The 25127-nt window shown below is 72.6% G+C and carries 27 protein-coding genes; 11 read left to right on the plus strand and 16 right to left on the minus strand.

Annotation, left to right across the window (positions count from 1 at the left end):
* Positions 1-63 precede the first annotated feature (63 nt).
* From ABZ939_RS18540 to ABZ939_RS18560, 5 genes are read right to left on the minus strand one after another with little or no spacing between them, the layout of a single operon-like run.
* Positions 64-870 carry a type III pantothenate kinase gene (locus tag ABZ939_RS18540; RefSeq protein ID WP_361855753.1) on the minus strand — a complete coding sequence of 269 codons (807 nt, stop codon included), beginning with the start codon at positions 868-870 and terminating at the stop codon, positions 64-66.
* Positions 870-1889 carry a carboxylating nicotinate-nucleotide diphosphorylase gene (nadC, locus tag ABZ939_RS18545; protein WP_361855756.1) on the minus strand — a complete coding sequence of 340 codons (1020 nt, stop codon included), beginning with the start codon at positions 1887-1889 and terminating at the stop codon, positions 870-872. The genes ABZ939_RS18540 and nadC overlap by 1 nt, the downstream gene beginning before the upstream one ends.
* Positions 1886-3580, minus strand: coding sequence for an L-aspartate oxidase (locus tag ABZ939_RS18550; RefSeq protein ID WP_361855759.1), 1695 nt, complete (start codon positions 3578-3580; stop codon positions 1886-1888). The genes nadC and ABZ939_RS18550 overlap by 4 nt, the downstream gene beginning before the upstream one ends.
* Complete coding sequence (gene panC, locus ABZ939_RS18555; protein WP_361855762.1) at positions 3577-4653, minus strand: pantoate--beta-alanine ligase; 1077 nt, start codon at positions 4651-4653, stop codon at positions 3577-3579. Before panC ends, ABZ939_RS18550 begins: the two co-directional genes overlap by 4 nt.
* Positions 4650-5561, minus strand: a complete 912-nt coding sequence (locus tag ABZ939_RS18560; protein WP_361855765.1) for a DUF2520 domain-containing protein — start codon at positions 5559-5561, stop codon at positions 4650-4652. The genes panC and ABZ939_RS18560 overlap by 4 nt, the downstream gene beginning before the upstream one ends.
* A 124-nt stretch (positions 5562-5685) precedes the next feature.
* Between ABZ939_RS18560 and ABZ939_RS18565 the strand changes: the two genes are divergently transcribed.
* A complete protein-coding gene (locus tag ABZ939_RS18565) occupies positions 5686-6825 on the plus strand; it encodes a beta-eliminating lyase-related protein (RefSeq protein WP_361855768.1) in 1140 nt (379 codons plus the stop codon).
* Between the two features lie 52 nt (positions 6826-6877).
* Here the strand turns inward: ABZ939_RS18565 and ABZ939_RS18570 are convergent, their stop codons facing one another.
* Complete coding sequence (locus tag ABZ939_RS18570; RefSeq protein WP_361855771.1) at positions 6878-7081, minus strand: hypothetical protein; 204 nt, start codon at positions 7079-7081, stop codon at positions 6878-6880.
* Between the two features lie 99 nt (positions 7082-7180).
* On the opposite strand from ABZ939_RS18570, the gene ABZ939_RS18575 reads away from it, so the two are divergent.
* Positions 7181-8269: a DUF5937 family protein gene (locus ABZ939_RS18575; protein WP_361855774.1), complete on the plus strand. Its 1089-nt coding sequence runs from the start codon at positions 7181-7183 to the stop codon at positions 8267-8269.
* 87 nt (positions 8270-8356) lie between these two features.
* Here the strand turns inward: ABZ939_RS18575 and ABZ939_RS18580 are convergent, their stop codons facing one another.
* From ABZ939_RS18580 to ABZ939_RS18590, 3 genes are read right to left on the minus strand one after another with little or no spacing between them, the layout of a single operon-like run.
* Complete coding sequence (locus tag ABZ939_RS18580; protein WP_361855777.1) at positions 8357-8581, minus strand: hypothetical protein; 225 nt, start codon at positions 8579-8581, stop codon at positions 8357-8359.
* Positions 8582-8584: 3 nt separating this feature from the next.
* Complete coding sequence (locus ABZ939_RS18585; protein WP_361855780.1) at positions 8585-9259, minus strand: response regulator transcription factor; 675 nt, start codon at positions 9257-9259, stop codon at positions 8585-8587.
* Positions 9260-9277: 18 nt separating this feature from the next.
* The gene (locus ABZ939_RS18590) at positions 9278-10480 is read right to left on the minus strand and encodes a sensor histidine kinase (RefSeq protein WP_361855783.1); all 1203 of its coding nucleotides are present in this window, start codon (positions 10478-10480) and stop codon (positions 9278-9280) included.
* Between the two features lie 97 nt (positions 10481-10577).
* Between ABZ939_RS18590 and ABZ939_RS18595 the strand changes: the two genes are divergently transcribed.
* Positions 10578-11564 (plus strand): SAM-dependent methyltransferase, encoded by a 987-nt coding sequence (locus ABZ939_RS18595; RefSeq protein WP_361855786.1) that lies wholly within the window; start codon positions 10578-10580, stop codon positions 11562-11564.
* Positions 11565-11748: 184 nt separating this feature from the next.
* Entirely contained in the window at positions 11749-12891 is a 1143-nt protein-coding gene (locus tag ABZ939_RS18600) for an NADH-quinone oxidoreductase subunit D (protein WP_361855789.1), read from the plus strand.
* Positions 12892-12921: 30 nt separating this feature from the next.
* Here the strand turns inward: ABZ939_RS18600 and ABZ939_RS18605 are convergent, their stop codons facing one another.
* The 5 genes from ABZ939_RS18605 to ABZ939_RS18625 all read right to left on the minus strand — a co-directional run bounded on the left by ABZ939_RS18605 (position 12922) and on the right by ABZ939_RS18625 (position 16902).
* A complete protein-coding gene (locus ABZ939_RS18605; protein ID WP_361855792.1) occupies positions 12922-13395 on the minus strand; it encodes a GNAT family N-acetyltransferase in 474 nt (157 codons plus the stop codon).
* Positions 13392-14393 (minus strand): hypothetical protein, encoded by a 1002-nt coding sequence (locus ABZ939_RS18610; RefSeq protein WP_361855795.1) that lies wholly within the window; start codon positions 14391-14393, stop codon positions 13392-13394. Before ABZ939_RS18610 ends, ABZ939_RS18605 begins: the two co-directional genes overlap by 4 nt.
* Positions 14394-14524: 131 nt before the next feature.
* On the minus strand, positions 14525-15490 hold the full coding sequence (locus ABZ939_RS18615) for an ABC transporter substrate-binding protein (protein ID WP_361855798.1): 966 nt from the start codon (positions 15488-15490) through the stop codon (positions 14525-14527).
* 61 nt (positions 15491-15551) lie between these two features.
* Complete coding sequence (locus ABZ939_RS18620) at positions 15552-16214, minus strand: ABC transporter permease (RefSeq protein ID WP_361855801.1); 663 nt, start codon at positions 16212-16214, stop codon at positions 15552-15554.
* Between the two features lies 1 nt (position 16215).
* Positions 16216-16902 carry an ABC transporter permease gene (locus ABZ939_RS18625; RefSeq protein ID WP_361855804.1) on the minus strand — a complete coding sequence of 229 codons (687 nt, stop codon included), beginning with the start codon at positions 16900-16902 and terminating at the stop codon, positions 16216-16218.
* Between the two features lie 142 nt (positions 16903-17044).
* Here ABZ939_RS18625 and ABZ939_RS18630 point away from each other — a divergent pair, with 142 nt between their 5' ends.
* On the plus strand, positions 17045-18130 hold the full coding sequence (locus ABZ939_RS18630) for an ATP-binding cassette domain-containing protein (RefSeq protein WP_361855807.1): 1086 nt from the start codon (positions 17045-17047) through the stop codon (positions 18128-18130).
* Here the strand turns inward: ABZ939_RS18630 and ABZ939_RS18635 are convergent.
* The gene (locus tag ABZ939_RS18635; RefSeq protein ID WP_361855810.1) at positions 18117-19229 is read right to left on the minus strand and encodes an alpha/beta hydrolase-fold protein; all 1113 of its coding nucleotides are present in this window, start codon (positions 19227-19229) and stop codon (positions 18117-18119) included. The two genes, ABZ939_RS18630 and ABZ939_RS18635, sit on opposite strands and share 14 nt — an antisense overlap.
* Before the next feature lie 166 nt (positions 19230-19395).
* Between ABZ939_RS18635 and ABZ939_RS18640 the strand changes: the two genes are divergently transcribed.
* From ABZ939_RS18640 to ABZ939_RS18665, 6 genes are all read left to right on the plus strand, one after another.
* Positions 19396-21228: a phosphatidylglycerol lysyltransferase domain-containing protein gene (locus ABZ939_RS18640; protein ID WP_361855813.1), complete on the plus strand. Its 1833-nt coding sequence runs from the start codon at positions 19396-19398 to the stop codon at positions 21226-21228.
* A 56-nt stretch (positions 21229-21284) separates the two neighbouring features.
* Positions 21285-22145, plus strand: coding sequence for a dihydropteroate synthase (gene folP, locus ABZ939_RS18645; protein ID WP_361855816.1), 861 nt, complete (start codon positions 21285-21287; stop codon positions 22143-22145).
* Positions 22142-22600, plus strand: a complete 459-nt coding sequence (locus ABZ939_RS18650; protein ID WP_361855819.1) for a nuclear transport factor 2 family protein — start codon at positions 22142-22144, stop codon at positions 22598-22600. The genes folP and ABZ939_RS18650 overlap by 4 nt, the downstream gene beginning before the upstream one ends.
* Positions 22601-22803: 203 nt before the next feature.
* The gene (folB, locus tag ABZ939_RS18655; RefSeq protein WP_361855822.1) at positions 22804-23163 is read left to right on the plus strand and encodes a dihydroneopterin aldolase; all 360 of its coding nucleotides are present in this window, start codon (positions 22804-22806) and stop codon (positions 23161-23163) included.
* The gene (gene folK / locus ABZ939_RS18660) at positions 23160-23759 is read left to right on the plus strand and encodes a 2-amino-4-hydroxy-6-hydroxymethyldihydropteridine diphosphokinase (protein ID WP_361855824.1); all 600 of its coding nucleotides are present in this window, start codon (positions 23160-23162) and stop codon (positions 23757-23759) included. The genes folB and folK overlap by 4 nt, the downstream gene beginning before the upstream one ends.
* A 49-nt stretch (positions 23760-23808) precedes the next feature.
* Positions 23809-24297: a DUF3180 domain-containing protein gene (locus tag ABZ939_RS18665; protein ID WP_361855827.1), complete on the plus strand. Its 489-nt coding sequence runs from the start codon at positions 23809-23811 to the stop codon at positions 24295-24297.
* A 210-nt stretch (positions 24298-24507) separates the two neighbouring features.
* Here the strand turns inward: ABZ939_RS18665 and folE are convergent, their stop codons facing one another.
* On the minus strand, positions 24508-25113 hold the full coding sequence (gene folE, locus ABZ939_RS18670; protein ID WP_361855830.1) for a GTP cyclohydrolase I FolE: 606 nt from the start codon (positions 25111-25113) through the stop codon (positions 24508-24510).
* Positions 25114-25127: the final 14 nt, after the last annotated feature.

The raw sequence follows: 25127 nt of genomic DNA on the forward strand, positions 1-25127 counted from the left end.
CTGGGCCGGGCGGCGGGGCGGGTGCGCTGCCGGGTGCCCGCGCCGGCGCCGCGGCCCCGCCGCTCACATCCGCGAGACGTTGCGTTCGTACACCAGGCGGAGGCCGATCAGGGTCAGCCAGGGCTCGTGCTCGTCGATCTCGGTGGATTCGCCGAGGACCATCGGGGCGAGGCCGCCCGTCGCGATCACCGTCACGGCGGAGGGGTCGCCGTCCCGGCCGACCAGTTCGCGCTTCATCCGGGCCACCACACCGTCGACCTGGCCCGCGTTGCCGAACACGATGCCCGACTGCATCGCCTCGACCGTGTTCTTGCCGATCACGCTGCGCGGCCGCGCCAGCTCGATCTTGCGGAGCTGGGCGCCGCGGACACCCAGCGCCTCGACCGAGATCTCGATGCCGGGCGCGATCGCCCCGCCCGCGTACTCGCCGCGGGCGCTGATCGCGTCGTACGTCGTCGCCGTGCCGAAGTCGACCACGATCGCCGGGCCGCCGTAGAGGTCCACCGCGGCGACCGCGTTGATGATGCGGTCGGCGCCGACCTCCTTGGGGTTGTCCGTGAGGATCGGAACACCCGTCTTGACACCCGGTTCGACCAGGACGGCCGGGACGTCGCCGTAGTACCGCCGCGTCACCTCGCGCAGCTCGTGCAGGACCGAGGGGACGGTCGCGCAGATCGCGATCCCCTCGATGCCGTCGCTCAGCTCGACACCCAGCAGCGGATGCATGCCCATCAGGCCCTGGAGCAGGACCGCCATCTCGTCGGCGGTGCGACGCGGGTCGGTCGAGATGCGCCAGTGCTCGACGATCTCCTCCCCGTCGAAGAGACCGAGAACCGTGTGCGTGTTGCCGACGTCGATGGTGAGCAGCATCAGCCCCGCACCTCGCGCAGGTCGAGGCCGATGTCGAGGATCGGGGACGAGTGGGTGAGCCCGCCCACCGCGAGGTAGTCCACGCCGGTCGCCGCGTACGCCGCCGCGTTCTCCAGCGTGAGGCGGCCGGAGGACTCCAGGACGGCGCGGCCGGCGACCAGGGCGACGGCCTCCTCGGTCTCCATGGGGGTGAAGTTGTCGAGCAGGATCAGGTCGGCGCCCGCGTCGAGGACCTCGCGGACCTGGTGCAGGGTGTCGACCTCGACCTCGATCGGCACGTCCGGGAACAGCTCCCGTACGGCCTTGAAGGCCTGCGCGACACCGCCGGCCGCCACCACGTGGTTGTCCTTGACCAGCGCGGCGTCCGAGAGCGACATGCGGTGGTTGACGCCGCCGCCGCAGCGCACCGCGTACTTCTCCAGCGCGCGCAGGCCCGGCGTGGTCTTGCGGGTGTCCCTGACCCGGGCCCTGGTGCCCTCCAGGACGTCGGCCCACGCGCGCGTGGCGGTGGCGATGCCGGAGAGGCGGCACAGGATGTTCAGCGCGCTGCGCTCGCCGGTGAGCAGGTCGCGGGTGCGGGTGGTGACCGAGAGCAGCTTCTGGCCGGCCTCGACGCGCTCGCCGTCCTCCACGTGCCGCTCGACCTCGAAGGTCTCCGTGCAGACGATGGACAGCACCGCCTCAGCGACCCGCAGACCGGCCACGACCCCCGCCTCGCGGGCGGTGAAGTCGGCGGTGGCGATGGCGTCCTCGGGGACGGTCGCGACGGTCGTCACGTCCACGCCGCCGTCGAGGTCCTCCTCGATGGCCAGGTGCGCGATGTCCTCGACCTGGACCGGGTCGAGCCCGGCGTCGGCGAGCAGCTGGGCGAGCGCGGGGTCGAGACCGCACTCGTACACCTCGTCGCCCCCGGCACAGCCGCAGCCGTCACCGCAGCCGCCCGCGTCCTCGGCGGGGGCGCTGATCTGGATCAGCGGTACGTCCACGGGCTCGGGACGGCGTTCCTCTGGCGTGCTCACGGTTGCGGCTCCCTGGGGGCTTCGGGGGTTACGGAGGGAAAGTCTGCGGTGGCGGTACGGCGGACCACGAGCCGCCGGTCCGAGGTGAGGCGCACGATCAGGTGGCGCTGCCAGTCCTCGTCGCGCTCGGGGTGGTCCTCGCGCCAGTGGCAGCCGCGGGTCTCCTCGCGCTCCCTGGCCGCGGCGACCAGCACCCGGGCGACGCACAGCAGGTTCGTGGTCTCCCAGGACTCGACGCCCGGCTCGGCCGCCTTGCCCAGCCGGTCCTCCGCCGCCGTGAGGCTCAGCGCCTCCAGGGCCTCGGCGGCGTGCCCGAGGCTCTCGGCGGAGCGCAGCACCCCGGCGTCCGCGCTCATGACGCGCTGGATCCGGACCCGGGTCTCGGGGGCGAGCAGCGGCAGCACCGACGCGGTGGCCGGGACGACCGGAAGGCCCTCGCGGTGCGGGCCGCGCGTGGCGATGTCCTCGGCGATGCGCTCGGCGAAGACCAGGCCCTCCAGGAGCGAGTTCGAGGCGAGCCGGTTGGCGCCGTGCACGCCCGTGCAGGCCACCTCACCGCACGCGTAGAGGCCCGGGACGGTGGTCCGGCCCGTCAGGTCGGTGCGGACGCCGCCGGAGGCGTAGTGGGCCGCCGGCGCGACCGGGATCGGCTCGGTGACGGGGTCGATGCCGTGGGCCCGGCAGGCCGCCAGGATGGTGGGGAACCGGTTCTCCCACATCTCGGCGCCGAAGTGCCGGGCGTCCAGGTACATGTGCTCCGCGCCCTGCTCCTGCATCCGGCGCATGATCGCCTTGGCGACGATGTCGCGGGGGGCGAGCTCGGCCAGCTCGTGCTGCCCGAGCATGAAGCGGACCCCGTCGGCGTCGACGAGATGGGCGCCCTCGCCCCGTACCGCCTCGGAGACCAGCGGCTGCTGGCCCTCGGAGTCGGCACCGAGGAAGAGCACGGTGGGGTGGAACTGGACGAACTCGAGGTCGGAGACCTCCGCCCCGGCCCGCAGGGCGAGCGCGACGCCGTCGCCGGTGGAGACGGCCGGGTTGGTGGTGGCCGAGAAGACCTGGCCCATGCCGCCGGTGGCGAGGACCACGGCGGGGGCGTGGACGGCGCCGACGCCGTCGTGCTGGCCCTCGCCCATGACGTGCAGGGTCACACCAGCCGTGCGGCCCTCGTCGTCGGTGAGCAGGTCCAGGACGAGGGCGTGCTCGACGGTGCGCAGCCCTCCGTCCCGTATCGCCTCGACCAGGGCGCGGGAGATCTCGGCGCCGGTGGCGTCGCCGCCGGCATGCGCGATCCGGCGGCGGTGGTGGCCGCCCTCGCGGGTGAGGGCGATCTCGCCGTCGGCGTTCTTGTCGAAGTCGGCGCCGGTGGCGATGAGTCGGCGCACGGCGTCGGGGCCCTCGGTGACGAGCAGCCGTACGGCCTCGGTGTCGCAGAGCCCGGCGCCGGCCACGAGGGTGTCGTCGAGGTGCTGCTCGGGGGTGTCGCCCTCGCCCAGCGCGGCGGCGATGCCGCCCTGCGCCCAGCGGGTGGAGCCGTCGTCCAGGCGGGCCTTGGTGACGACGACCGTGCGCAGCCCGGCGGCGGTGCAGCGCAGGGCCGCGGTCAGCCCGGCGACGCCGGAGCCGACCACGACGACATCGGCGTCGATGGCCCAGCCCGGCGCGGGCGCGTGCAGCCGTATTCCGGTCACTTGGTGGCTCCGAAGGTCAGCGGGATGTTGTCGATCAGCCGCGTCGTGCCCACGCGCGCGGCGACGGCGAGGATCGCCTCGCCGTCGTGGTCGTCGGCGACGTCGGTGAAGTCCGCCGGATCGACCAGCGCGAGGTAGTCGAGGGTGAGCGGCGGCTCGGCCTTCGCCGCGTCGTCGAGGACGGCGCGGGCCGCGGCCCGTACGGCTTCGGCGCCGCCGCTCTCGGACGCCTGGGCCACCGCGTGGGCGTCCGCCGCGGCGCGGGCCTCCCCGAGCCGGGAGAGCGCCTCCGCGCGGGTCTCGGCCCGTTCCTGGGCGCCGGGCAGCGAGTCGGCACGCGCGCGCAGCGCGTGCTGGGCGGCGAGCCGGTCGCTCGCGGCGAACAGGGCGCGGGAGAGCGCGAGGGCGGTGCGGCGCTCGCCGTCGGAGAGGTAGCGGTTACGGCTCGACAGGGCGAGGCCGTCCGCCTCGCGGACGGTCGGCACGCCGACGATCTCGACCGGGAAGTTCAGGTCGCGGGCCATCCGGCGGATCAGCGCCAGTTGCTGCGCGTCCTTCTGGCCGAACAGGGCCAGGTCCGGGCTGGTGAGGTGGAGCAGTTTGGCGACGACGGTGAGCATCCCGTCGAAGTGGCCGGGCCGGGAGGCGCCTTCGAGGCGCTCGCCCATGGGGCCCGCGGTGATCCGGACCTGGGGCTCCCCGCCGGGGTAGACCTCGTCGACGGCGGGCGCGAAGACCGTGTCGGCGCCGGCCGCCTCGGCCGTCCTCAGGTCGGCGTCCAGCGTGCGGGGGTAGCGGTCGAGGTCCTCGCCGGCGCCGAACTGGAGCGGGTTGACGAAGACGGTGACGACGACGAATCCGTCGGGGCCGACGTACTCGCGGGCCGTGCGGACGAGGGTGGCGTGGCCCTCGTGGAGGGCGCCCATCGTCATGACGACGGCGGTGCGGCTGTTGGCGCTGCGGCGGTTTTCGGCCGCGCGGGCGTGGAGTTCGTCCGCCGTGCGGACCAGGGCGAACGACGAGGCCGCCGCCGACGTGGTCGACGCGGTCGACGTGGACGACGCGGATGTCATCGGGGGTCCCCCTCTGCGAGCACGCCCAGCAGATCCTCGGCCAGCTCGGGCTTGAGCAGTCCGTGCGCGAGCGCCCGGTCCGCGGTCGTACGGGCCATCGCCAGATAGCCGGCGACGGTGCCGGGCGCGTGCTTGCGCAGCTCGGCGACATGGGCGGCGACGGTGCCGGCGTCACCGCGCGCGACCGGGCCGGTGAGTGCCGCGTCGCCCGAGCGCAGGGCGTTGTCCAGGGCCGCGCCCAGGAGGGGGCCGAGCATCCGGTCGGGGGCGGCGACCCCGGCCGTACGGAGCAGTTCCATCGACTGGGCGACGAGCGTGACCAGGTGGTTCGCGCCGAGGGCGAGGGCCGCGTGGTAGAGCGGGCGGGCCTCCTCCTCGATCCACTCGGGCTCACCGCCCATCTCGATGACCAGGGCCTCGGCGGCGAGCCGCAGCTCCGCGGGCGCGGTCACTCCGAAGGAGCAGCCGGCCAGCCGCTGGACGTCGACGGAGGTCCCGGTGAAGGTCATGGCGGGGTGCAGCGCGAGGGGCAGCGCGCCGGCCCGTCGCGCTGGGTCCAGGACCTGCACGCCGTACCGCCCGGAGGTGTGCACGAGCAGCTGTCCCGGCCGTACGGCTCCGGTCTCCGCGAGGCCCTCGACCAGGCCGGGCAGGGCGTCGTCCGGGACGGTCAGGAGCACCAGCTCGGCGTGGGCGAGCACCTGCGCGGGCGCCATGATCGGCACGTCGGGCAGCAGGGTGGCGGCTCGGCGCACGGAGGCGTCGGAGACCGCGGAGACGGCGACGGGACGGTGCCCCGCGAGCTGGAGGGCGGCGGCGAGGGCGGGCCCCACCCGACCGGCTCCGACGACTCCCACGGCGAGTCGCGCGGGTCGGTCTTCCGCTCGGGGTTCTGCTGGTTGGTTCACGCGGCAACGGCCTTCCGTTCCAGTCCGCGGGGGGTACCGGACGATTTCTGGTCATGCTACGCCAGCGTTTCGCGCTCCCCGGCGGCTGTCCACAGGGTGTGGGCGGTGGTGTGATGATCAGCCCATGGACGATATGGAAGCGCGGCTGCACCGGGCGAAGGTGTGGGGCGGTGCGCGGCGCAAGCTGTGGCACCAGCCGGTCGAGGGCACGGTCGGTGAGCGTCTGCGGGAGCTGGCCGACTGGGCGGGGACCACGGAGGACGACGGGGGCCCGCTCGACGTGTACGGCGACGGCCTCGTCGAGGAGGTCGAGCGACGGGTCGCCGACGCGCTGGGTCTCCCGGCCGCGGTGTTCTTCCCGACCGGGACGATGGCCCAGCAGGTGGCGCTCCGCTGCTGGTCGGGGCGGACGGGCAGCCCGGTCGTCGCCCTGCACCCGCTCGCCCACCCGGAGGTCCACGAGGGCGGTGCGCTCGGGGCGGTGAGCGGACTGCGCACGGTCCACCCCACGGACGAGCCACGGCTGCCGACGGCCGAGGAGGTGCGCGACCACCCGGAGCCGTTCGGGACGCTGATGCTGGAACTGCCGCTGCGGGACGCGGGATTCGTGCTGCCGTCCTGGGAGGAGCTGGTCGACGTGGTGGAGGCGGCCCGCGAGCGGGACGCAGTGGTGCACGTCGACGGCGCGCGACTGTGGGAGTGCGCCCCGCACTTCGGGCGCGGGCTGCGCGAGATCGCCGGTCTCGCGGACAGCGTGTACGTGTCGTTCTACAAGTCGCTGGGCGGCCTGTCGGGGGCGGCGCTGGCCGGCCCGGAGGACGTCATGGAGGAGGCGCGGGTGTGGCGCCATCGGTACGGGGGGCTGCTCTTCCAGCAGTACCCGGCCGCGGTGTCGGCGCTGCGGGGCCTGGAGCGGGAGCTGCCGCGGCTGCCCTCGTACGTGGCGCACGCGCGCGTGGTGGCGGCCGGGTTGCGGGCCGGCTTCGAGGAGGCGGGGGTGCCGTGGTTCCGGATCCACCCGGAGCCGCCGCACACGCACCAGTTCCAGGTCTGGCTGCCGTACGACCCGGAGACGCTGACGACGGCGTCCCTGGCCCTCACGGAGGCGACGGACACGGTCCTCTTCCGAAGGTGGGCAGGGCCGGGCGCGGGCGGCCCGCCGGGGGTGGCGGTGACCGAGGTGACGGTGACGGAGCCGGGGCTCGCGTGGACGGAGGCGGACGTCCGGGAGGCGGTGCGGGAGTTCCTGTCGCGGGTGGGGTGAACCGGGGTGGTGAAGGGGTGAACCCGCCTCGCGCCGCCGGGCCCGGCCGCGGTCAGCAGGCGCCCGGGTGCAGCCAGCGGTCGAGCGCCGCGCAGAGGCGGTGACGGGGCCGGCCCGAGGGAGTGGTGCGGCAGCGGCGGTGGCGCCTGACGGCGCGGAGGGTCTCGATGTCGTGGGTGCCGGGGATCGGCGGTAGTCGATCGCGGTGCTGCTCGGCCCGGTAGCTGTCCAGGAGGTACTGGTGAAGGGCGTTCATGCACTTCACGATGGGCCGGGCGGGGGCCGCGGTCGCGCCGATTGACGGCCGCCGTCAAACGGGCGGCAGGGGGCCCGGCTCGACCCGCACCATAGGGGGGTGAGCGTGACCATCGACATCACCGGACTGCCGCACCAGCGGATCTCCTTCTGCCCCTCGCCGCTGGCCGAACTCGGCGCCGCCCTGCACGCGCTGTCCGAGCCCGGGCACCACCCCGGGCTGCACGGCTGGGCCACGACCACCGCGGCCGGGCTCGAGCCCGCGCTCGCCGACCGGATGCACGAGGCCGACTTCATGTGGAGGTCCACGCGCTCCGACTTCCTGCTGCCCGCCCAGCCGCGCGAGACGCTCGCCGAGGAGCTCGACGACCTCGACCGGATGACCGACGAGACCTACGTGGGGGCGGCGCTGGAGATCTCCTGCAGCACGCAGTACGCGGACGGCCTGCCCTCCCCGCTCGTCGACGCCCACTCCCGCCGCCGCGCTCTTGACCTGGCCGCCGCACGCGGCCCGCGCCAGGCCGCGTTCGTCGAGCGGATGCTCGCCGATCCGACCGGCACGCGCGCGTGGATCCGCCGGCTCCTGGAGGACTGCGACGACGCGTTCTTCGCCGACACCTGGCGCCGGGTCCGGGTCCAGCTCGCGGCCGACGCCCGGCACAAGACCGAACTGCTGCGCCGCAAGGGCCTCGCCGACGCCGTCGCCGCGGTCTCCCCGGCGATGAGCCTGGAGGAGGACGAGCGCGGCTCCCGGATAGCCGTCGACAAGCTGGTACTCGGCCGCACGACCGCCCAGGGCTCGGCGCTCACCTTCCTGCCGACCGCCTTCGGCCGACCGCATCTCATCGCCGTGCACGCACGCGGCTGGCAGCCGGTGATCCAGTACCCCGTATCCACCCGCGAACTCGCCGGCACCGCCCCCGTGGAGACGGTCAAACTCCGCCTGGAGGCCGTGGCCCACCCGATGCGGATGCGGATGTGCCGCAACCTCGCCCGCGCCTCGTACACGACGAGCGAGCTGGCCGACGCGTACGGCATCACCGCCCCGGAGGTCTCGCGCCACCTCGCCGTCCTGAAGAAGGCCGGGCTGCTCACCACCCAGCGCCGCGGCCGCTACGTCCTGCACCAGCTGGACGTGACCGTCGTCGCCCGCCTGGGCAGCGACTTCCTCGAAGCCGTCCTGCGCTAGGGCCTGTCCGGCGGATCAGGGTCGGACAGGCCGCGGACCCGGCCATGATCCGCCGGACAGGCCCTAGCGGCTCGAAGGGACCAGCTCTCAGTCGAAGCGGATGTGGGCGAGACCCACGCGCACCCGGCGCAGCCGGTGCCGCAACGGCCGGTCCGTGTTCGGCGCGAGCCGCAGCCCCGCGACCCCCGCCACCTCGTCCGCGACCTGCGGAACCGTCAGCCGGTCGGTACGGATGTGGTGCGCGAACTCCGGGCCGTTCAGCCGCTCCAGGCACACGTCCAGCTTGCTCACCGCGAAGCTCTCGCGCGTCACGGCTCAGACCGCCCCGCCGCCCGCCCGCACCAAACCCGTCTCGTACGCGAGCACCACCACCTGCACCCGGTCGCGCAGGTCCAGCTTCGTCAGGATGCGGCCGACGTGCGTCTTCACCGTCGCCTCCGAGAGCACCAGCCGGGCGGCGATCTCGCCGTTCGACAGACCCTGCGCCACCAGGAGCATCACCTCGCGCTCCCGGTCGGTGAGCCGGTCCAGCTCCTTGTGCTGCGGCTCCTTCCCCGACGAGGGCAGCATCGGCGAGAACCGGTCGAGCAGCCGGCGGGTGGTCGACGGGGCCACGACCGCGTCCCCGCTGTGCACGGACCGGATCGCGCCGAGCAGCTCGCCCGGCGGCACGTCCTTGAGCATGAAGCCGCTCGCCCCCGCCTTCAGCCCGGAGAAGGCGTACTCGTCCAGGTCGAAGGTGGTCAGGATCAGCACCTTGGGGGCGTCGGGCTCCCCGCAGATCCGCCGGGTCGTCTCGACCCCGTCGAGCTTGGGCATCCGTACGTCCATCAGCACCACGTCCACGGCCGTGGAGCGCAGCACCTCCAGCGCCTCCACGCCGTCGCCCGCCTCGGCGACGACGTCCATGTCCGGCTGGGCGGCGAGCACCATGCGGAAGCCGGTGCGCAGCAGCACCTGGTCGTCGACGAGCATCACGCGGATGGACATGAAGATCCTTAAAGGTCGTCAGTGGGCGGGCTTGAGGGGGAGCAGGGCGCTGATGCGGAAGCCGCCTCCCGGACGCGGCCCCGCGTCCAGGGTGCCGCCGACCATGCCGACCCGCTCGCGCATGCCGATCAGGCCGTGGCCCCGGCCGTCGGCGCCCCCGTCCTCGTACATCTCATGGGTCGCGCCCCGCCCGTCGTCCTCCACGAGAAGGCCGAGGCCGTCGTCGAAGTACACCAGGCGGACACTGGCCCCGGCGTCCGGGCCGCCGTGCTTGCGGGTGTTGGTGAGGGCTTCCTGGACGATCCGGTACGCGGTGAGTTCGACGCCGCTGGGCAGCGGCCGCGGCGTCCCCTCGATCCGGAAGTCGACGGTCAGACCGGCGCCGCGGACCTGCTCGACGAGGTCCTCGATCTGCTGGACGTCGGGCTGGGGCACGTACTCCCCCGCCTCCTTGTGCTCGCCGGTGCGCAGGATGCCGAGCAGCCGGCGCATCTCGGCGAGCGCCTGGCGGCCGGTGGAGGAGATCGTCTCCAGGGCCTGCTTGGCCTGCTCGGGCGAGGCGTCCAGGACGTAGGCGGCGCCGTCGGCCTGGACCACCATCACCGACACGTTGTGCGCGACGACGTCGTGGAGCTCGCGCGCGATCCGGGCGCGCTCGGCGGCGACCGCGACCTTGGCCTGCGCCTCGCGCTCCTGCTCCAGGCGGGAGGCGCGCTCCTCCAGCTGGGCGAAGTAGGCGCGGCGGGTGCGCAGGGAGTCGCCGAGCACCCAGGCGAGGGCGAACGGCACGGTCATGATCACCGTGAAGAAGATCTTCGCGAGGTTCGAACCGGGTCCCTCCATCGGCCAGCGCAGCTGGGAGAGCGTGGCCGCGCTCAGTCCGCCGATGAGCGCGACGCGGGAGGCCCAGCGCGGTCCGTCGCTCGACGCCACGGTGTAGATGATCACCAGGATGGCCAGGTCCGCGAAGAATGGCAGCAGGTCGAAGGCGAGCTGGGCGACGCTCAGGGCGACGGCGAGCAGCAGCATCTTCTCGGGCATCCGGCGGCGCAGCGCGACCACGAGCGAGTACAGCGCGGCGACGACGCCGTACGCGGCGGGGTTGTCGACCGGCGGGTAGGACGAGCCCACCCACAGCAGGGAGAACCCGAGGAGGACGACGGCCCAGAAGGTGTCGACGCCCGTCGGGTGTCTGCGGATGAAGTCGTAGAGGCGCTGCACGTAACCCAGCGTAGGGAAAGCAGATAGGTGCAGGGGTCAACCGTGGGGTCGATCCTTGGCGTGAGGGCCGTACTCCGCAAGGTGGAGACTGGGGCCCGTGACGGATGAGACGTGTCAGTGGCAGGGGTGGCGCGAGGCCACGGAGCAGGCGCTGTACGGGCCCGGGGGCTTCTTTCTGCGCCCCGAGGGCCCGGCCGGGCACTTCCGCACCTCGGTGCACGCGTCCCCGCTCTTCGCGGGGGCCGTGGCCCGGCTTCTGGCGCGGGTGGCGGAGGAGCTGGGGACGGACGAGGTCGCGTTCGTGGACGTGGGCGCGGGGCGCGGCGAGCTGTTGACGGGTGTGCTGGCCGCCTCGCCGGCGGGGCTTTCGGTACGGGCGTACGGCGTGGAGCGCGCCGCCCGGCCCGCGGGTCTCGACCCGCGGGTGGAGTGGACGGACCGGATGCCGGAAGGGGTCCGCGGACTGATCTTCGCGAACGAGTGGCTCGACAACGTGCCGGTGGACGTCGCGGCCGTCGACGAAGCGGGGGCCGTCCGGTACGTCGAGGTGCGGGCTGCGGACGGGGCGGAGCGGCTGGGGGGTGTCGTCGAGGGCCCGGACGCGGAGTGGCTGGAGCGGTGGTGGCCGCTGCGGGAGCCCGGTGAGCGGGCGGAGATCGGGCGGGCTCGGGACGAGGCGTGGGCGGCGGCGGTCGGCTCACTGGCGGCGGGGACGGCGGTGGCGGTGGACTACGGGCATGTACGTGAGTCCAGGCCGCCGTTCGGGACGCTGACGGGGTTCCGGGCGGGGCGGGAGGTGGAGCCGGTGCCGGACGGGTCGTGCGACGTGACGGCGCATGTGGCGATGGACGCGTGCGCCTCGGCCGGCGGGGGTGGGGAGCTGGTGACGCAGCGGGAGGCGTTGCGGGGGTTGGGGGTGAGCGGGGAGCGGCCGCCGCTTTCGCTGGCCTCGTCCGACCCCGCGGCGTACGTGCGGGCGCTCGCCGGGGCGGGCGAGGCGGCCGAGCTCACCGCGCGGGGTGGGCTGGGGGACTTCCTGTGGCTGACGCGGACGGTGCCGGGGCCACGGGCTGGACGGGCCTGACAGGGCGCCGCGCCTGTGGGCTGTGCCCACCCGTTCCGCCCCTGCGGAACAGTTGCCCACAGCGGGGTGGGGGAGGGTGGGGTCCGCCCCGCGGAACAGTTGCCCACAGCGGGGTGGGGGAGGGTGGGGTCCGCCCTGCGGAACGGGTGGCCACAACGGTTTGAGCAGAGGGGATACTGGCCCCATGACGGAGACGACGGTCGGAATCGGCGGGGCGGCGGAGAGCACCGACATGGTGCTGAACATCGGGCCGCAGCATCCCTCGACCCATGGTGTGCTCCGCCTCCGCCTCGTTCTGGACGGCGAGGTGATCCAGCACGCCGAGCCGGTCATCGGGTACATGCACCGCGGCGCCGAGAAGCTCTTCGAGGCGCGCGACTACCGGCAGATCATCATGCTCGCCAACCGGCACGACTGGCTGTCGGCGTTCTCCAACGAGCTCGGTGTCGTCATGGCCGTCGAGCGGATGCTCGGCATGGAGGTCCCCGAGCGGGCCGTCTGGACCCGCACCCTGCTCGCCGAGCTGAACCGGGTGCTCAACCACCTGATGTTCCTGGGGTCGTATCCCCTCGAACTGGGTGGTATCACCCCGGTCTTCCACGCGTTCCGGGAGCGCGAGGAGCTCCAGGCCGTGATGGAGGAGGTCTCCGGCGGCCGGATGCACTACATGTTCAACCGGGTCGGCGGGCTCAAGGAGGACCTGCCGGCCGGATGGCTCGGGCGGGCCCGCGAGGCCGTCGCCGACGTCCGGTCGCGGATGGACGTGTACGACAAGCTGGTTCTCGGCAACGAGATCTTCCGGGGCCGCACCCGGGGCGTCGGCGTGCTCACCCAGCAGACGGCGCACGCGTACGGCGTGTCCGGGCCCATCGCCCGCGCCTCCGGTGTCGACTTCGACCTTCGCCGCGACGAGCCGTATCTGGCCTACGGGGAGCTTCAGGACACGCTGAAGGTCGTCACCCGTGAGGAGGGCGACTGCCTCGCCCGCTTCGAGTGCCTCCTGGAGCAGACCCACAACTCCCTGGACCTCGCCGACGCCTGCCTCGAACGGCTCGACGAGCTCCCGCCGGGACCGATCAACCAGCGGCTGCCGAAGGTGCTCAAGGCGCCGGAGGGCCACACGTACGCCTGGACCGAGAACCCGCTCGGCATCAACGGCTACTACCTGGTCTCCAAGGGCGAGAAGACGCCCTACCGGCTCAAGCTCCGCTCGGCGTCGTTCAACAACATCCAGGCGCTGACCGAGCTGCTGCCGGGCACGCTGGTGGCCGACATGGTGGCGATCCTGGGTTCGCTCTTCTTCGTCGTCGGCGACATCGACAAGTAGCGGACGGGTGGTCCGCGGGACCGCCGGTCGTCAGCCGGTGTGGCGCATCACGACGAAGTCCTGCGGGCTCTTCTCCCCGGGCACGTGCCGCGCGACGCTCCAGCCCCAGCGCTCGTAACGCTCGCGCAGCTCCGGCACGTCGAGCGTGGTCAGCATGCGCGGCGCGGGCGCCTCGGCGAGCAGGGCGTCGTGCAGGGTGCGGCCCAGGCCACGGCCTTGGTGGGCGGGGACGACGACGAGTTCGACGAGCTCGAAGGTCTCCTCCCCGCCGGAGAGGGCGTTGTCCACCCAGCCGGCCGAGAAGCCGGTCAGGGCGCCGTCCGCGTCGAGGCCGGCCACGCAGCGGAAGCCCGGCTGCCCGGTGCGGGCGAGCAGCCGCTCCACGGTCCGCACGGCGCCTCGGGGTGTGTCGTGCCAGGGCGCGCCGCAGAAGGCCTGCGCGCACAGGGCTATCAACTCGTCCCGGCGTCCGGCCACTTCGTCGGCGCCGAGGACCGAGGTCACGAGTTCACGGCTCCGCGCAGTTCCGCCACGTCGATCTGCTCGGTCTCGTCGTGCGCGGTCAGGTCGATGACCTGGCCGATCGCCCGCTGCTCGGGGCTGCGGCGCGCGACGGTCGCGAGGACCTCCTCGCCCACCACGTCCGCGAGGTCGGCGTCCTGCACGGCCTCGATGGCGGCCGCCGCCTTCTGCATACCGAAGAAGTCGAAGCCTCCCTCGGGGCGCGGGGCGCGGCGCGCGGTGTAGGGGACGATCGCGGACGCGGCCGGGACGGGCCGGACGGCGGGCACGGCGGAGGGAGCGGGCACCACGGCGGTCGACGGACGAGCGTGCTGCTCGGTACCGGCGGCCGCCGCGTGCTTCCCCTGCGGCTCCTCCGTCTCCCGGGCGCGCTCGGCGAGATCGCGGCTGCGGGCCGCCTCCGCGGTACGGCGGGCCTCCTGGGCGGCGGCGTTGCGCGCGAGGTTGCGCAGGGCGTCGGCGGCCTGGCGGTACGCGGCCGGGGTCGGCGTGGACCCGGCGGCCGGCAGCTCCTTCGCCGGGGCGGCCGACTCCAGGGCGAGCTGCCGGCGGCCCTCCAGGGCGCTGGCCCGCTCGGTCTCGGCGGTGGCGTATCGGCGCAGCAGCGCCGCGTGCTCGCCCCGCAGCCCGGCGAGTTCGACCCGCTTGGAGCGCAGCTTCGCGTCGAGCTTGGCGCGCAGCTCGCGGGACTCCTCGAGGTCGGCCTCGAGCTCGGCTATCCGCTCCTCGGTCTTCCACTGGTCGGCGGTACGGGCCCGGGTCAGCTCGGCGACCTGCCGACCGGCGCTCCGGTCCCAACTGCGCATGATGACGCCACCGGTGACCGCGGCCGCCGCGGCGGCCGCCACCAGCAGCCTCAGCGCCACGGGATCGGCGAGCAGCCAGGCGCCCGCGGCACAGACGACCGACGCTCCGGCGACCGCCGAGGGCGGCAGGAGCTTGTGCAGAGGAGGGGAATGACGGTGGCGTCCACGTGGCATGGCCTGAAATTTACCGTGCGTAGGCGCCCTATGGGGTGTCGGCCCGGCAATCTCTTGGCCACTTCTCGCCGCCGTTCTCGCCGCCGGGCTCGCACCCCCGCCGGACCGGGCCGACTCCCCTTAGCCGGCCCCTACTTCTTGACCAGCCCCTTCGACTCCAGATAGGCCTTCGCGACGTCCTCGGGCTTCGCGCGCTCCGCGTCCACCTTGCGGTTCAGTTCGGCGAGATCGGCCGTCGTGAGGACCTTTGTGATCTTGTCGAGCGCGGCGGCTATCTCCGGCGACCCGGCGTCCTTGGCATTGACGACCGGCAGCACATTGTCGGCGTTCTGCAGCTTCTTGTCGTCGGTCAGGAAGACCAGACCGAAGCTCTCGACCGTCGCGTCCGTCGTGGTGGTCAGCACCAGCTGGTCCACGCCGTCCTTGACCGCCTGCTTGGACTGCGGCGTACCGACTCCCTTGGGGTCGATCCCCGTCACGTCGATCCCGTAGGTCTTCTTCAGGCCCGGTGCGCAGAACGGCCGTATCTCGCATTCGTCCCCGGCCGCGATCTTCACCTTCAGCTTGGCGGCGCCGAGATCGGAAAGCGTCGTCAGCTTGTTCTTCTCGGCGAATTCCTTGGACACCGCGAAGGCGTTCTGGTCGACCGCCTCGCCGACCGCGAGGACCTTCAGTCCGCGCGGCTCCGCGAGCTTCTTCAGCGCCTCCACCGTGGCCGCCGCGTCCCCGGAGGCGACCGGCTTCTCCTCGGGCGCCTTCGGACCGTTCACCTTGGCATTGAGGAATTCCGCGATCGTCGCCGCGTATTCCGGTACGACGTCGATCTCGCCCTTCTCCAGCGAGGGTTCGTACAGCTCACGGTTCTTCACCGTGGTGACGGTCGCGGAGTATCCGGCGTCGTTCAGCACCTGCGCGTACAGCTCCGCGAGCACCTTCGACTCCGTGAACGCGGCGGCGCCCACGACGAGCGAGCCCTTGCCCGAACCCGCCGACGGCGCACTGCTCTTCTCCAGGCTGTCGCCGCCGCACGCGGCGAGCCCGGCGGCCAGCGCCGCCACGCCCAGTACCGCACCCGCGGTGCGCGAGGTCCTGCTCACGAGATCACCCATTCCGTTCGTCGTCCATCGTTCCGTGGTCCGTCGTCAGCGGTCCCGGCCGTCACGGCGTCCTGCGGCCGAGCAGCCGGTCCGCCCCCACCAGCACCGCCTCCACCAGGAGCGCGAGCAGCGCCACGAGCAGCGCGCCCGCGACCACCTGCGGGGTGTTGTACGTGTTGAATCCGGCGGTGATGATCCGGCCCAGGCCCCCCTGGCCGACCATCGCCGCGATGGTCGCCGTGGCGACCACCTGCACGGCGGCCGACCGCAGGCCCGTCATGACCAGCGGGCGGGCGAGCGGAAGTTCGACCTTCCCGAACACCTGCCCGCCCGACATGCCCATCCCCCGAGCGGCCTCGACCACCGCCCGGTCCACCTCCCGCATCCCCACGTACGCGTTGGTGAGCAGCGGCGGCACCGCGAAGAGGACCAGTGCGATCACCGTCGGCACGTAGCCCGCGTTGCGCAGCGGCGACACCATGAACAGGGCAAGCACCGCGAAGACGGGAATCGCCCGCCCGGCGTTGGAGACGTTGACGGCGACCGTGCCGCCCTTGCCCAGGTGCCCGAGCCCGAGACCCACCGGCAGTGCGACGGCGCAGGCGATCAGCAGCGCGACCCCGCTCACGTACACATGCTCACCGAGCCGGTGCCACACCCCGCCGTCACCCGCCCAGTTGGCACCGGTGGTCAGCCAGCTCCAGGCGTCCGCCACGACCCCCATGTCACTCGCCCCCCGCCGCGGTACGTATCCGGGTCCACGGTGTGAGCAGCCGCTGGACGCCCAGGAGCAGCAGATCCGCGGCGACCGCGAGGAGCACGCACAGCACGGAGGCGGCGAGCACCTGCGCCTTGAAGAAGGTCGGCAGGGCGTCCTCGATGAGGTTGCCGAGCCCGCCGCGCCCGACGATCGAGCCGACCGTCGTCAGCGCGATGGTGGAGACCGTCGCCATGCGTATGCCGGCCATCAGGGCCGGCAGCGCGAGGGGCAGTTCGACCTCCCACAGCATGCGGCCCGCGCCGTACCCCATGCCGCGCGCGGCCTCCCGCGTCTCGGCCGGCACCGCCTCAAGGCCCGCCAGGATGTTCCGTACGAGGATCGTCAGCGAATACAGCACGAGTCCGGTCACCACCAGCGCCGCCGAGAGCCCGAAGAAGGGCAGCAGCAGCGAGAACATCGCCAGGGACGGAATCGTGTACAGCAGCGTCGTGAGGCCGAGGACCGGACCGGCGAGGCGCGGCCGGGCGCGCACCAGCAGCGCCATCGGGAAGGCGACGGCGAGCCCGATCAGTACGGACACGACCGTGATTCCCACATGTTGAACCGTCGCGTCGGTCAACTCCTGGCTCCGGGTGCGCAGATACTCGCCGCAGATCCAGTCGTTCGTCACCAGACAATTCGACCCGCTCATCTGCCCTCCCCCCGGTCGCCCACCGCTGCCGAACGTATGTCCAGCGACCCTAACCCCGCCACTGACAATCACCGAGGACCGCCACAATGCGGCAACACGCCCTTCACACGCCCTCGGCCGCCGACCGTCAGAATGGGGAACCATGATCCGGTTCGAGCAGGTGACCAAGCGGTACGCGGACGGCACGACGGCCGTCGACGACCTCTCCTTCGAGGTCGCCGAGGGGGAACTGGTCACGCTCGTCGGCCCGTCCGGCTGCGGCAAGACCACCACGATGAAGATGGTGAACCGGCTCATCGAACCGACCGAGGGACGCATCCTCCTCGGCGGCGAGGACATATCCACGATCGACCCGGTCCAGCTGCGCCGCCGGATCGGTTACGTCATCCAGCAGGTCGGGCTCTTCCCGCACCGCACGGTCCTCGACAACACCGCGACCGTCCCCCACCTCCTGGGCGCCCCCCGCGCCCGGGCACGCGCCCGCGCCGCCGAGCTCCTCGACCTCGTCGGCCTCGACCCGAAGAAGTACGGCGACCGCTACCCCGACCAGCTCTCCGGCGGACAGCGCCAGCGCGTCGGCGTGGCCCGCGCGCTCGCCGCCGACCCGCCCGTGCTGCTGATGGACGAGCCCTTCGGCGCGGTCGACCCCGTCGTCCGCGAGCATCTGCAGAACGAGTTCCTCCGGCTTCAGGCCCAGGTCCGCAAGACCGTCCTGCTGGTCACCCACGACCTGGAGGAGGCCGTCCGCCTCGGCGACCGCATCGCCGTCTACGGACAGGGCACGATCGAGCAGTTCGACACGCCCGCCAGGGTGCTCGGCGCCCCCGCCACCCCGTACGTCGCCGAGTTCGTCGGCGCCGACCGCGGCCTCAAGCGGCTCTCCGTCACCCCGGTCGACCGCGCCGCCCTGGAGGAGGCCCCGGTCCTGCGGCCGGGCGAGGCCGCCTCCGACGCTCCCTGGTCCGTCGTCCTCGACGCCGACGGCCGTCCGGAGGGCTGGGTGTCGGCGGACGATCCCGGCCGCACCCGCCCGACCCCCGCACCGGTCCCGCTCGGCGCCTCCCTACGGGAGGCGCTGGCGGCGCTCCTCCAGGACGACACCGGCTGGCTCCCCGTCACCGACCCCGCCGACGGCGGCCGTTACGCCGGCGTCCTCACCCCGGCGGGCGTCCACCGGGCGCTGCGCGCGGCCACCGAGGCCGAGGAGACCGCACTCAGTTCGCGCTGAGCCGCCCGCTCATCCACACCAGCCCCGGCGGGATCTCCCGGTTCCAGGTGTTGAAGTTGTGCCCGCCGCTGTCGAGCGTGATCGAGGAGACCCGCGCCGGGGCCTTGACCTTCTTGATGAAGTCGAGGGTCGCCCCGCGGTTGTCCTCGCCCTGCTTCGACGTGGTCACGAGGAACGACGACCTCCCCTGCGGCGCGTGGTCCAGGCTCCACAGCAGATCGGCCCGCTTGCGCGCCGCACCGTCACCCCGGAACAGATCACCCGTCGTCACGTCCTCCGCCGCCTTGTAGTACGCCGAGAACCCCGCGCCCGCCGCGAACCGGTCCGGATGGTGCAGCGCGATCTTCAGCGCACAGTAACCGCCGGTCGAGTTCCCCATGAAGCCCCAGTTCCGCGCCTTCGTCCCCACCCGGTACGTCTCCGAGACCGCCTTCGGCAGGTCCTCGGCGAAGAAGGTCTCGGTCTGCGGCCCGCCAGGGATGTCCACGCACTCGGTGTCCCGGGGCGGCGCCACGGTCGGGCGCAGCATCACCAGGATCATCGGCCGCATCTTCTTCTCCTTGGCCTGCAGAAAGGCCGTCTTCGGGTACTTCAGCCCCTTGAGGAGGTTCTCGGCCGTGCCCGGGTAGCCGGTCAGCACCACCGATGCCGGGAACGTGCTCGTCGCGTACTCCTTCTGGAAGTACTCCGGCGGCAGATACACATAGGCCGGGGAGTCGATCTTCGACTTCTCGCCGGCGACGACGACCTTCTGAATCTGGCCGCCGACCGCCGGACGGCCACCGCCCGGCACATCCAGCGCCTGCGTGCCGACGACCTTGATGTCCTTGGAGGCGGCCGAGTGGTCGACGACCACCCCCATGTCCTGCTCCTGACCGAAGAGGTCCGCCCAGGAGCCGTAGAACAGGAAGGAATTGTTCGCCGCGAGACCGACCGAGGCGAACAGCGCGAGCTGGGTGGCGAGCAGCAACCCGATCCTGCCGAGGACGGACCGCACGCCGCCACGGGCCAACCGCGGCCACAGCCAGACCGTGGCCGCGAACAGCACCACCGCCACCACGACGGCCAGCGCCAGAACCTTGCTGCTGGTGAGACCCATGAGACGCCCGAGCCCTCTTCCTCAGAATTTCCCGTACCCGAATGAACCCGCTTCCCCGCGACGCCGTCCTAGAAGGCGCAAAACCTCCGGCACGGCCCGCCCCTGACCACCGCGCGGCCGCCGGACCACACAATCTCTCGCGGAACCACGGGAAGCACGGGAAGCGATGTCTGTCACGGTAGATGGGGACAAATCAGGATCGGTTCCGGTTCGGGTACGCCGGATTCTGCGCGGACCTCGCCCCGAGAAGGTCCCCTCCCTCGTCGGTACGGCCTGCACCCTCATCGGCCTGATCGACATCGCAGCGGGCGTCTTCCCGCGCTTCCGGGCCAGCCGGATGCACGCACTCGCCGAAGTCCTGCCCGGCACCCTCGGACCGCTCTCCGCGGCCCTCTCCCTCAGCGCCGGCGTCCTGCTCCTGCTGCTCGCCCACGGCCTCAAGCGCCACAAGCGCCGCGCCTGGCGGGCCGCCGTCGTCCTGCTGCCCCTCGGCGCCGCCGCCCAGTTCGTCTGGCGCCACTCGGTCCTCGGCGCCCTGCTCTCCCTCGCACTGCTCACCCTGCTGCTGCGCCACCGGGACCAGTTCGCCGCCCTGCCCGACCCCCGCAGCCGCTGGAAGGCGCTCGCCAACTTCGTCGTCATGGGCGCCGGCTCCATCGTCCTCGGCCTGGTCATCGTCAGCGCCCACCCGCGCCGCGTCATCGGCAGCCCCAGCCTCACCGACCGCCTCGAACACGTCCTGTACGGACTCTTCGGCTTCGAAGGCCCCGTCGGCTACACCGGCAACGTCGACTGGACCGTCGGCTACTCCCTCGGCGCCCTCGGCATGCTGACCGCCCTCACCACCATCTACCTGGCCTTCCGCCCCGAACACCCCGCCGCCCGGCTCACCGAGGACGACGAGACCAGGCTGCGCGCCCTCCTCGACAAGCACGGCGGCCGCGACTCCCTGGGCCACTTCGCCCTCCGCCGCGACAAGGGCGTCGTCTTCTCCCCCAGCGGCAAGGCCGCCGTCTGCTACCGCGTCGTCTCCGGCGTCATGCTCGCCAGCGGCGACCCCATCGGCGACGTCGAGGCATGGCCCGGCGCCATCGACCGCTTCATGGACGAGGCCAAGGCCCACTCCTGGACCCCCGCCGTCATGGGCTGCTCCGAGACCGGCGGTGAGGTCTGGACCCGCGAGACCGGCCTCGACGCCCTCGAACTGGGCGACGAGGCGGTGGTGGACGTCGCGGATTTCTCCCTCTCCGGGCGCGCCATGCGCAATGTGCGCCAGATGGTGAAGCGCATCGAGCGCAACGGCTACACCACCAAGGTCCGCCGCGTCCGTGACCTGTCCGACGGCGAACTCGCCCGCGTCCGCCGCGCCGCCGCCGACTGGCGCGGCACCGACACCGAGCGCGGCTTCTCCATGGCGCTCGGCCGGATCGGCGACCCCGGCGACGGAGACGCCGTCATAGCGACCGCCCACAAGGACGATCCCGACTCCCCGTACGGCGACCTCAAGGCGATCATCCACTTCGTCCCCTGGGGCACGGACGGCATGTCCCTCGAACTCATGCGCCGCGACCGCTCCGCCGACCCCGGCATGAACGAACTGCTCATCGTCGCCGCCCTCCAGGAATCCCCCCGCCTGGGCATCGAACGCGTCTCGCTCAACTTCGCCATGTTCCGCTCCGCCCTCGCCCGCGGCGAGAAGATCGGCGCGGGACCCGTCCTGCGGGTCTGGCGCGGACTCCTGGTCTTCCTCTCCCGCTGGTTCCAGATCGAGTCCCTGTACAAGTTCAACGCGAAGTTCCGGCCCCGCTGGGAACCCCGCTTCGTCGTCTACCGCAAGAGCCGTGACCTGCCCCGTATCGGCTTCGCCGCCATGCAGGCCGAGGGCTTCGTGAGCCTCGAACTGCCCCGCCCCTTCGCCCGCCGCAAGGCCGCCGCCGAGGCCCGCCCCTGCGCCCACATCGTCGCCCCGCACCCGGACCGGGAAGTCCGGGCGGCCTGACCACACGGGCGGGCCTGACCGGCACCCCCGGACCGGGCAGCCCCTAGTCTGGACATATGAGTACGTCGATCGGTCGGGGCACGGCCTGGGGCCTGCCGGAGTGGGACCGCTGCGCGGTCATGGGCGTCGTGAACGTGACGCCGGACTCCTTCTCCGACGGCGGCCGCTGGTTCGACACCACGGCCGCCGTCAAGCACGGGCTCGACCTGGTCGCCGAAGGCGCCGACCTCGTCGACGTCGGCGGCGAATCCACCCGCCCCGGCGCCAGCCGCGTCGACGAGGAGGAGGAACTGCGCCGGGTCGTCCCCGTCGTCCGCGGCCTCGCCGCCGAAGGCGTCACGGTCTCCGTCGACACCATGCGCGCCTCCGTCGCCCGCGCGGCCGTCGCGGCCGGGGCCACCCTCGTCAACGACGTCAGCGGCGGCCTCGCCGACCCGGACATGGTCCCCGCCGTCGCCGCCGCCGAGGTCCCCTTCGTCGTCATGCACTGGCGCGGATTCAGCCAGGACATGAACAGCCTCGCCGTCTACGACGACGTCGTCGGCGAGGTCCTCACCGAACTGCGCCACCGCATGGAGGCCGTCGTCGAAGGCGGCATCGCCCCCGAGCGGATCGTCATCGACCCCGGCCTCGGCTTCGCCAAACTCGCCCCCCACGACCTCGCCCTCGTCGCCCACCTCCCCGAACTCCGCGCCCTCGGCAGGCCCCTGCTCGTGGCCGCCTCCCGCAAGCGCTTCCTCGGCCACGTCCTGGCCCGCGAAGGCGCCGCCCCGCCCCCCGCACGCGAACGCGACGCCGCCACCGCCGCCGTCTCCGCCATCGCCGCCCACGAGGGCGCCTGGGCCGTCCGGGTCCACGAGGTACGGGCCACCGCCGACGCCGTCCGGGTCGCCAGAGCCGTCGAGGGAGCCGCGTGACCCACCAGACCGACACCGAAGCGGTCGAGGCCGCCAACACCGCCTTCTACGAGGCGATGGAGCGCGGCGACTTCGAGGAGATCTCCGAGCTCTGGCTCGACGACGGCGCCACCCCGATCAGCTGCGTCCACCCCGGCTGGCCCGTGCTCACCGGCCGCGGCGAGGTACTCCGCTCGTACGCCCTGATCATGGCGAACACCGAGTACATCCAGTTCTTCCTGACCGATGTGCAGATCTCCCTCGCCGGCGATGTGGCCGTCGTCACCTGCACCGAGAACATCCTCAGCGGCGGACCGGCCGAGGACGGGGCCGAACTCGGACCCCTCGTGGGCCAGCTCGTGGTCGCCACCAATGTGTTCCGCCGCACATTCGAGGGCTGGCGGATCTGGTCCCACCACGGCTCCCCGGTCCTCACCGAATCGGACGAGGAAGAGGACGAGGAACCCGGCTCCTGACGGGATTCCCGGGGCCTTTCGGGTGACCACCGGGATTGGAATCCACCGCTCTGGGTAGGGGCCGCACCCAGCCCCTGTGGCCCTCGCCTCAGCCCCCCGTGGGCAAGCGCTGTCGGTGCCCGCGGGTAGATTCGATTCCGGACACCCGGCCGTCCGCACCCGGCTGCGTGGCCACAAGAACTACGACAGCAGGAGTGATTCGCGTGGATCGTGTCGCGCTGCGCGGCCTCAAGGCCCGAGGACACCACGGCGTCTTCCCCAAGGAGCGCGAGGAAGGCCAGACCTTCATCGTGGACCTCGTCCTCAGCCTGGACACCCGCCCCGCGGCAGCCGACGACGACCTGACGAAGACCGTGCACTACGGCGTCGTCGCTGAGGAAGTCGTCGATGTCGTCCAGGGCGAGCCGGTGGACCTGATCGAGACGCTCGCCGAGCGGATCGCCGAACAGTGCCTCAAGCACGCCGGCGTCCAGGAGGTCGAGGTCGTCGTCCACAAGCCGGACGCGCCCATCACGGTCCCCTTCGACGACGTGACCATCACCATCACCCGGAGCCGAGTATGAACAGCACGCAGAGCGACCCCACCGTGCAGCCCGTACCCGCCTCCGTCGTCGAGGCGGTCGACGCCGCCGACGTGACGCTCTCCAACCCCAAATGGGCCGTCATCGCCCTGGGCGCCAACCTCGGCAACCGCCTGGAGACCCTCCAGGGCGCCGTCGACGCCCTGGAGGACACCCCCGGCCTGCGGGTCAAGGCCGTCTCCCCGGTGTACGAGACGGAGCCCTGGGGCGTCGAGCCCGGCTCCCAGCCCTCGTACCTCAACGCGGTCGCCCTGGTGAAGACCACGCTGCCGCCCAGCTCCCTCCTGGAGCGGGCCCACGCCGTCGAAGAAGCCTTCCACCGGATCCGCGAGGAGCGCTGGGGCGCGCGCACCATCGACGTCGACATCGTCGCGTACGCCGACGTGGTCTCCGACGACCCCGTCCTCACGCTCCCCCACCCCCGCGCCCACCAGCGCGCCTTCGTCCTCGCCCCCTGGCACGACGTGGACCCCGAGGCCCAGCTGCCCGGACACGGCCCGGTCGCGGACCTGCTCACGACGGTCGGCGACGCCGGCGTCGTGCCACGTGCCGACCTGGAACTCCGTCTGCCCGAGTAGTCGTTACGCTCGTGGGACACCACCCGCGCGACGACACGAAGGACACCCGGTGAAACAACTGCGGCTCAAGGTTCTCGCCGGACTGTTCATCGTGGCCGGAATCCTGTCCTGGGGCGCCGCGCGCCTCTGGGACGCGGTGGGCACCCTGCCCAGCGTGCCGCTCGCCGCGCCGATCGTCCTCGCGGCGATCGCGGTCGTCCTGACGGCCACCGCCCTGTCGCTGCGCGCCCGTCTGAAGGCCCAGCGCGAGCGCCGGCCGGGCGCGAAGGGAGTGGAACCGCTGATGGCGGCCCGCGCGGTGGTCTTCGGCCAGGCGAGCGCCCTGGTCGCCGCCCTGGTCGCCGGCATGTACGGCGGCACGGGCGTCTTCCTCCTCGGCTCCCTGGACATCCCGGCCCGCCGCGACCAGGCGATCTACGCCGGCTTCTCGGTCCTGGCCGGCATCGGCGTGATCGCGGCGGCCCTGTTCCTCGAGCACGTCTGCAAGCTCCCGGAGGACGAGGACCACAACGGCAAGGGCACAGCGCCGGTGGCCTAGGCCCTAGCGGCAGAGCGCGTCGATCTCCTCGGAGAACATCGCGAACTCGGCCTGCGCCTCGACGACGATCTCCCGGGCGGCCCGACGCCCGGCCACCGCCGCGTCCGGCCGCGCACACCAGATCGCGGCGAGCCCGCCGGCCCCGCCCTGCCCGAAGACCCGGAATGCGCCGCCTTCGAGCTCGTGGTCACCAGGGCGGACGGCTCGCTGCTAGCGGGCCAGTATCAGGGACATGGCCTCGGCTCGCGTCGTAGCGTCACGCAGTTGGCCACGCACTGCCGAGGTCGTCGTCTTCGCGCCCGGCTTGCGGACTCCACGCAGGGACATGCACATGTGCTCGGCCTCGATGACGACGATCGCGCCACGCGCCTCCAGGATCTCCATGAGCGAGTCCGCGATCTGCGTCGTCAGCCGCTCCTGCACCTGCGGACGCCGGGCGAAGACATCGACGAGACGCGCCAGCTTGGACAACCCCGTAATCTTGCCCGATTCGGCGGGAATGTAACCGATGTGAGCTACGCCATGGAATGGCAGCAAATGATGCTCACAGGTAGCCATCACTTCGATGTCCTTCACCAGGACCATCTCGTCGTGACCCAGGTCGAACGTCGTCGTCAGAACCTCTTCGGGCTTCTGCCACAGGCCCGCGAAGAGTTCCCTGTACGCCCGCGCCACGCGCGCCGGAGTCTCGCGCAGGCCCTCGCGGTCCGGGTCCTCGCCGACCGCGATGAGGAGCTCTCGTACGGCGTTCTCGGCGCGCTTCTCGTCGTACTCGCCGATCGTGCCCTCGCCGTCCAGCGTCACCGGGTCGGTCATCTGTGCCTCGTTCC

Source organism: Streptomyces sp. NPDC046712, assembly GCF_040645695.1.
Taxonomy (GTDB): Bacteria; Actinomycetota; Actinomycetes; order Streptomycetales; family Streptomycetaceae; genus Streptomyces.

What these genes read in the sequence shown, in the direction of transcription:
- ABZ939_RS18540 (WP_361855753.1), bottom strand. Translation starts at nt 870, where the DNA reads ATGCTGCTCACCATCGACGTCGGCAACACGCACACGGTTCTCGGTCTC.
- panC (WP_361855762.1), bottom strand. Translation starts at nt 4,653, where the DNA reads ATGACATCCGCGTCGTCCACGTCGACCGCGTCGACCACGTCGGCGGCG.
- ABZ939_RS18565 (WP_361855768.1), top strand. Translation starts at nt 5,686, where the DNA reads ATGGACGATATGGAAGCGCGGCTGCACCGGGCGAAGGTGTGGGGCGGT.
- ABZ939_RS18570 (WP_361855771.1), bottom strand. Translation starts at nt 7,081, where the DNA reads ATGAACGCCCTTCACCAGTACCTCCTGGACAGCTACCGGGCCGAGCAG.
- ABZ939_RS18585 (WP_361855780.1), bottom strand. Translation starts at nt 9,259, where the DNA reads ATGTCCATCCGCGTGATGCTCGTCGACGACCAGGTGCTGCTGCGCACC.
- ABZ939_RS18600 (WP_361855789.1), top strand. Translation starts at nt 11,749, where the DNA reads ATGACGGAGACGACGGTCGGAATCGGCGGGGCGGCGGAGAGCACCGAC.
- ABZ939_RS18610 (WP_361855795.1), bottom strand. Translation starts at nt 14,393, where the DNA reads ATGCCACGTGGACGCCACCGTCATTCCCCTCCTCTGCACAAGCTCCTG.
- ABZ939_RS18620 (WP_361855801.1), bottom strand. Translation starts at nt 16,214, where the DNA reads ATGGGGGTCGTGGCGGACGCCTGGAGCTGGCTGACCACCGGTGCCAAC.
- ABZ939_RS18625 (WP_361855804.1), bottom strand. Translation starts at nt 16,902, where the DNA reads ATGAGCGGGTCGAATTGTCTGGTGACGAACGACTGGATCTGCGGCGAG.
- ABZ939_RS18630 (WP_361855807.1), top strand. Translation starts at nt 17,045, where the DNA reads ATGATCCGGTTCGAGCAGGTGACCAAGCGGTACGCGGACGGCACGACG.
- ABZ939_RS18635 (WP_361855810.1), bottom strand. Translation starts at nt 19,229, where the DNA reads ATGGGTCTCACCAGCAGCAAGGTTCTGGCGCTGGCCGTCGTGGTGGCG.
- ABZ939_RS18640 (WP_361855813.1), top strand. Translation starts at nt 19,396, where the DNA reads ATGTCTGTCACGGTAGATGGGGACAAATCAGGATCGGTTCCGGTTCGG.
- folP (WP_361855816.1), top strand. Translation starts at nt 21,285, where the DNA reads ATGAGTACGTCGATCGGTCGGGGCACGGCCTGGGGCCTGCCGGAGTGG.
- folK (WP_361855824.1), top strand. Translation starts at nt 23,160, where the DNA reads ATGAACAGCACGCAGAGCGACCCCACCGTGCAGCCCGTACCCGCCTCC.
- folE (WP_361855830.1), bottom strand. Translation starts at nt 25,113, where the DNA reads ATGACCGACCCGGTGACGCTGGACGGCGAGGGCACGATCGGCGAGTAC.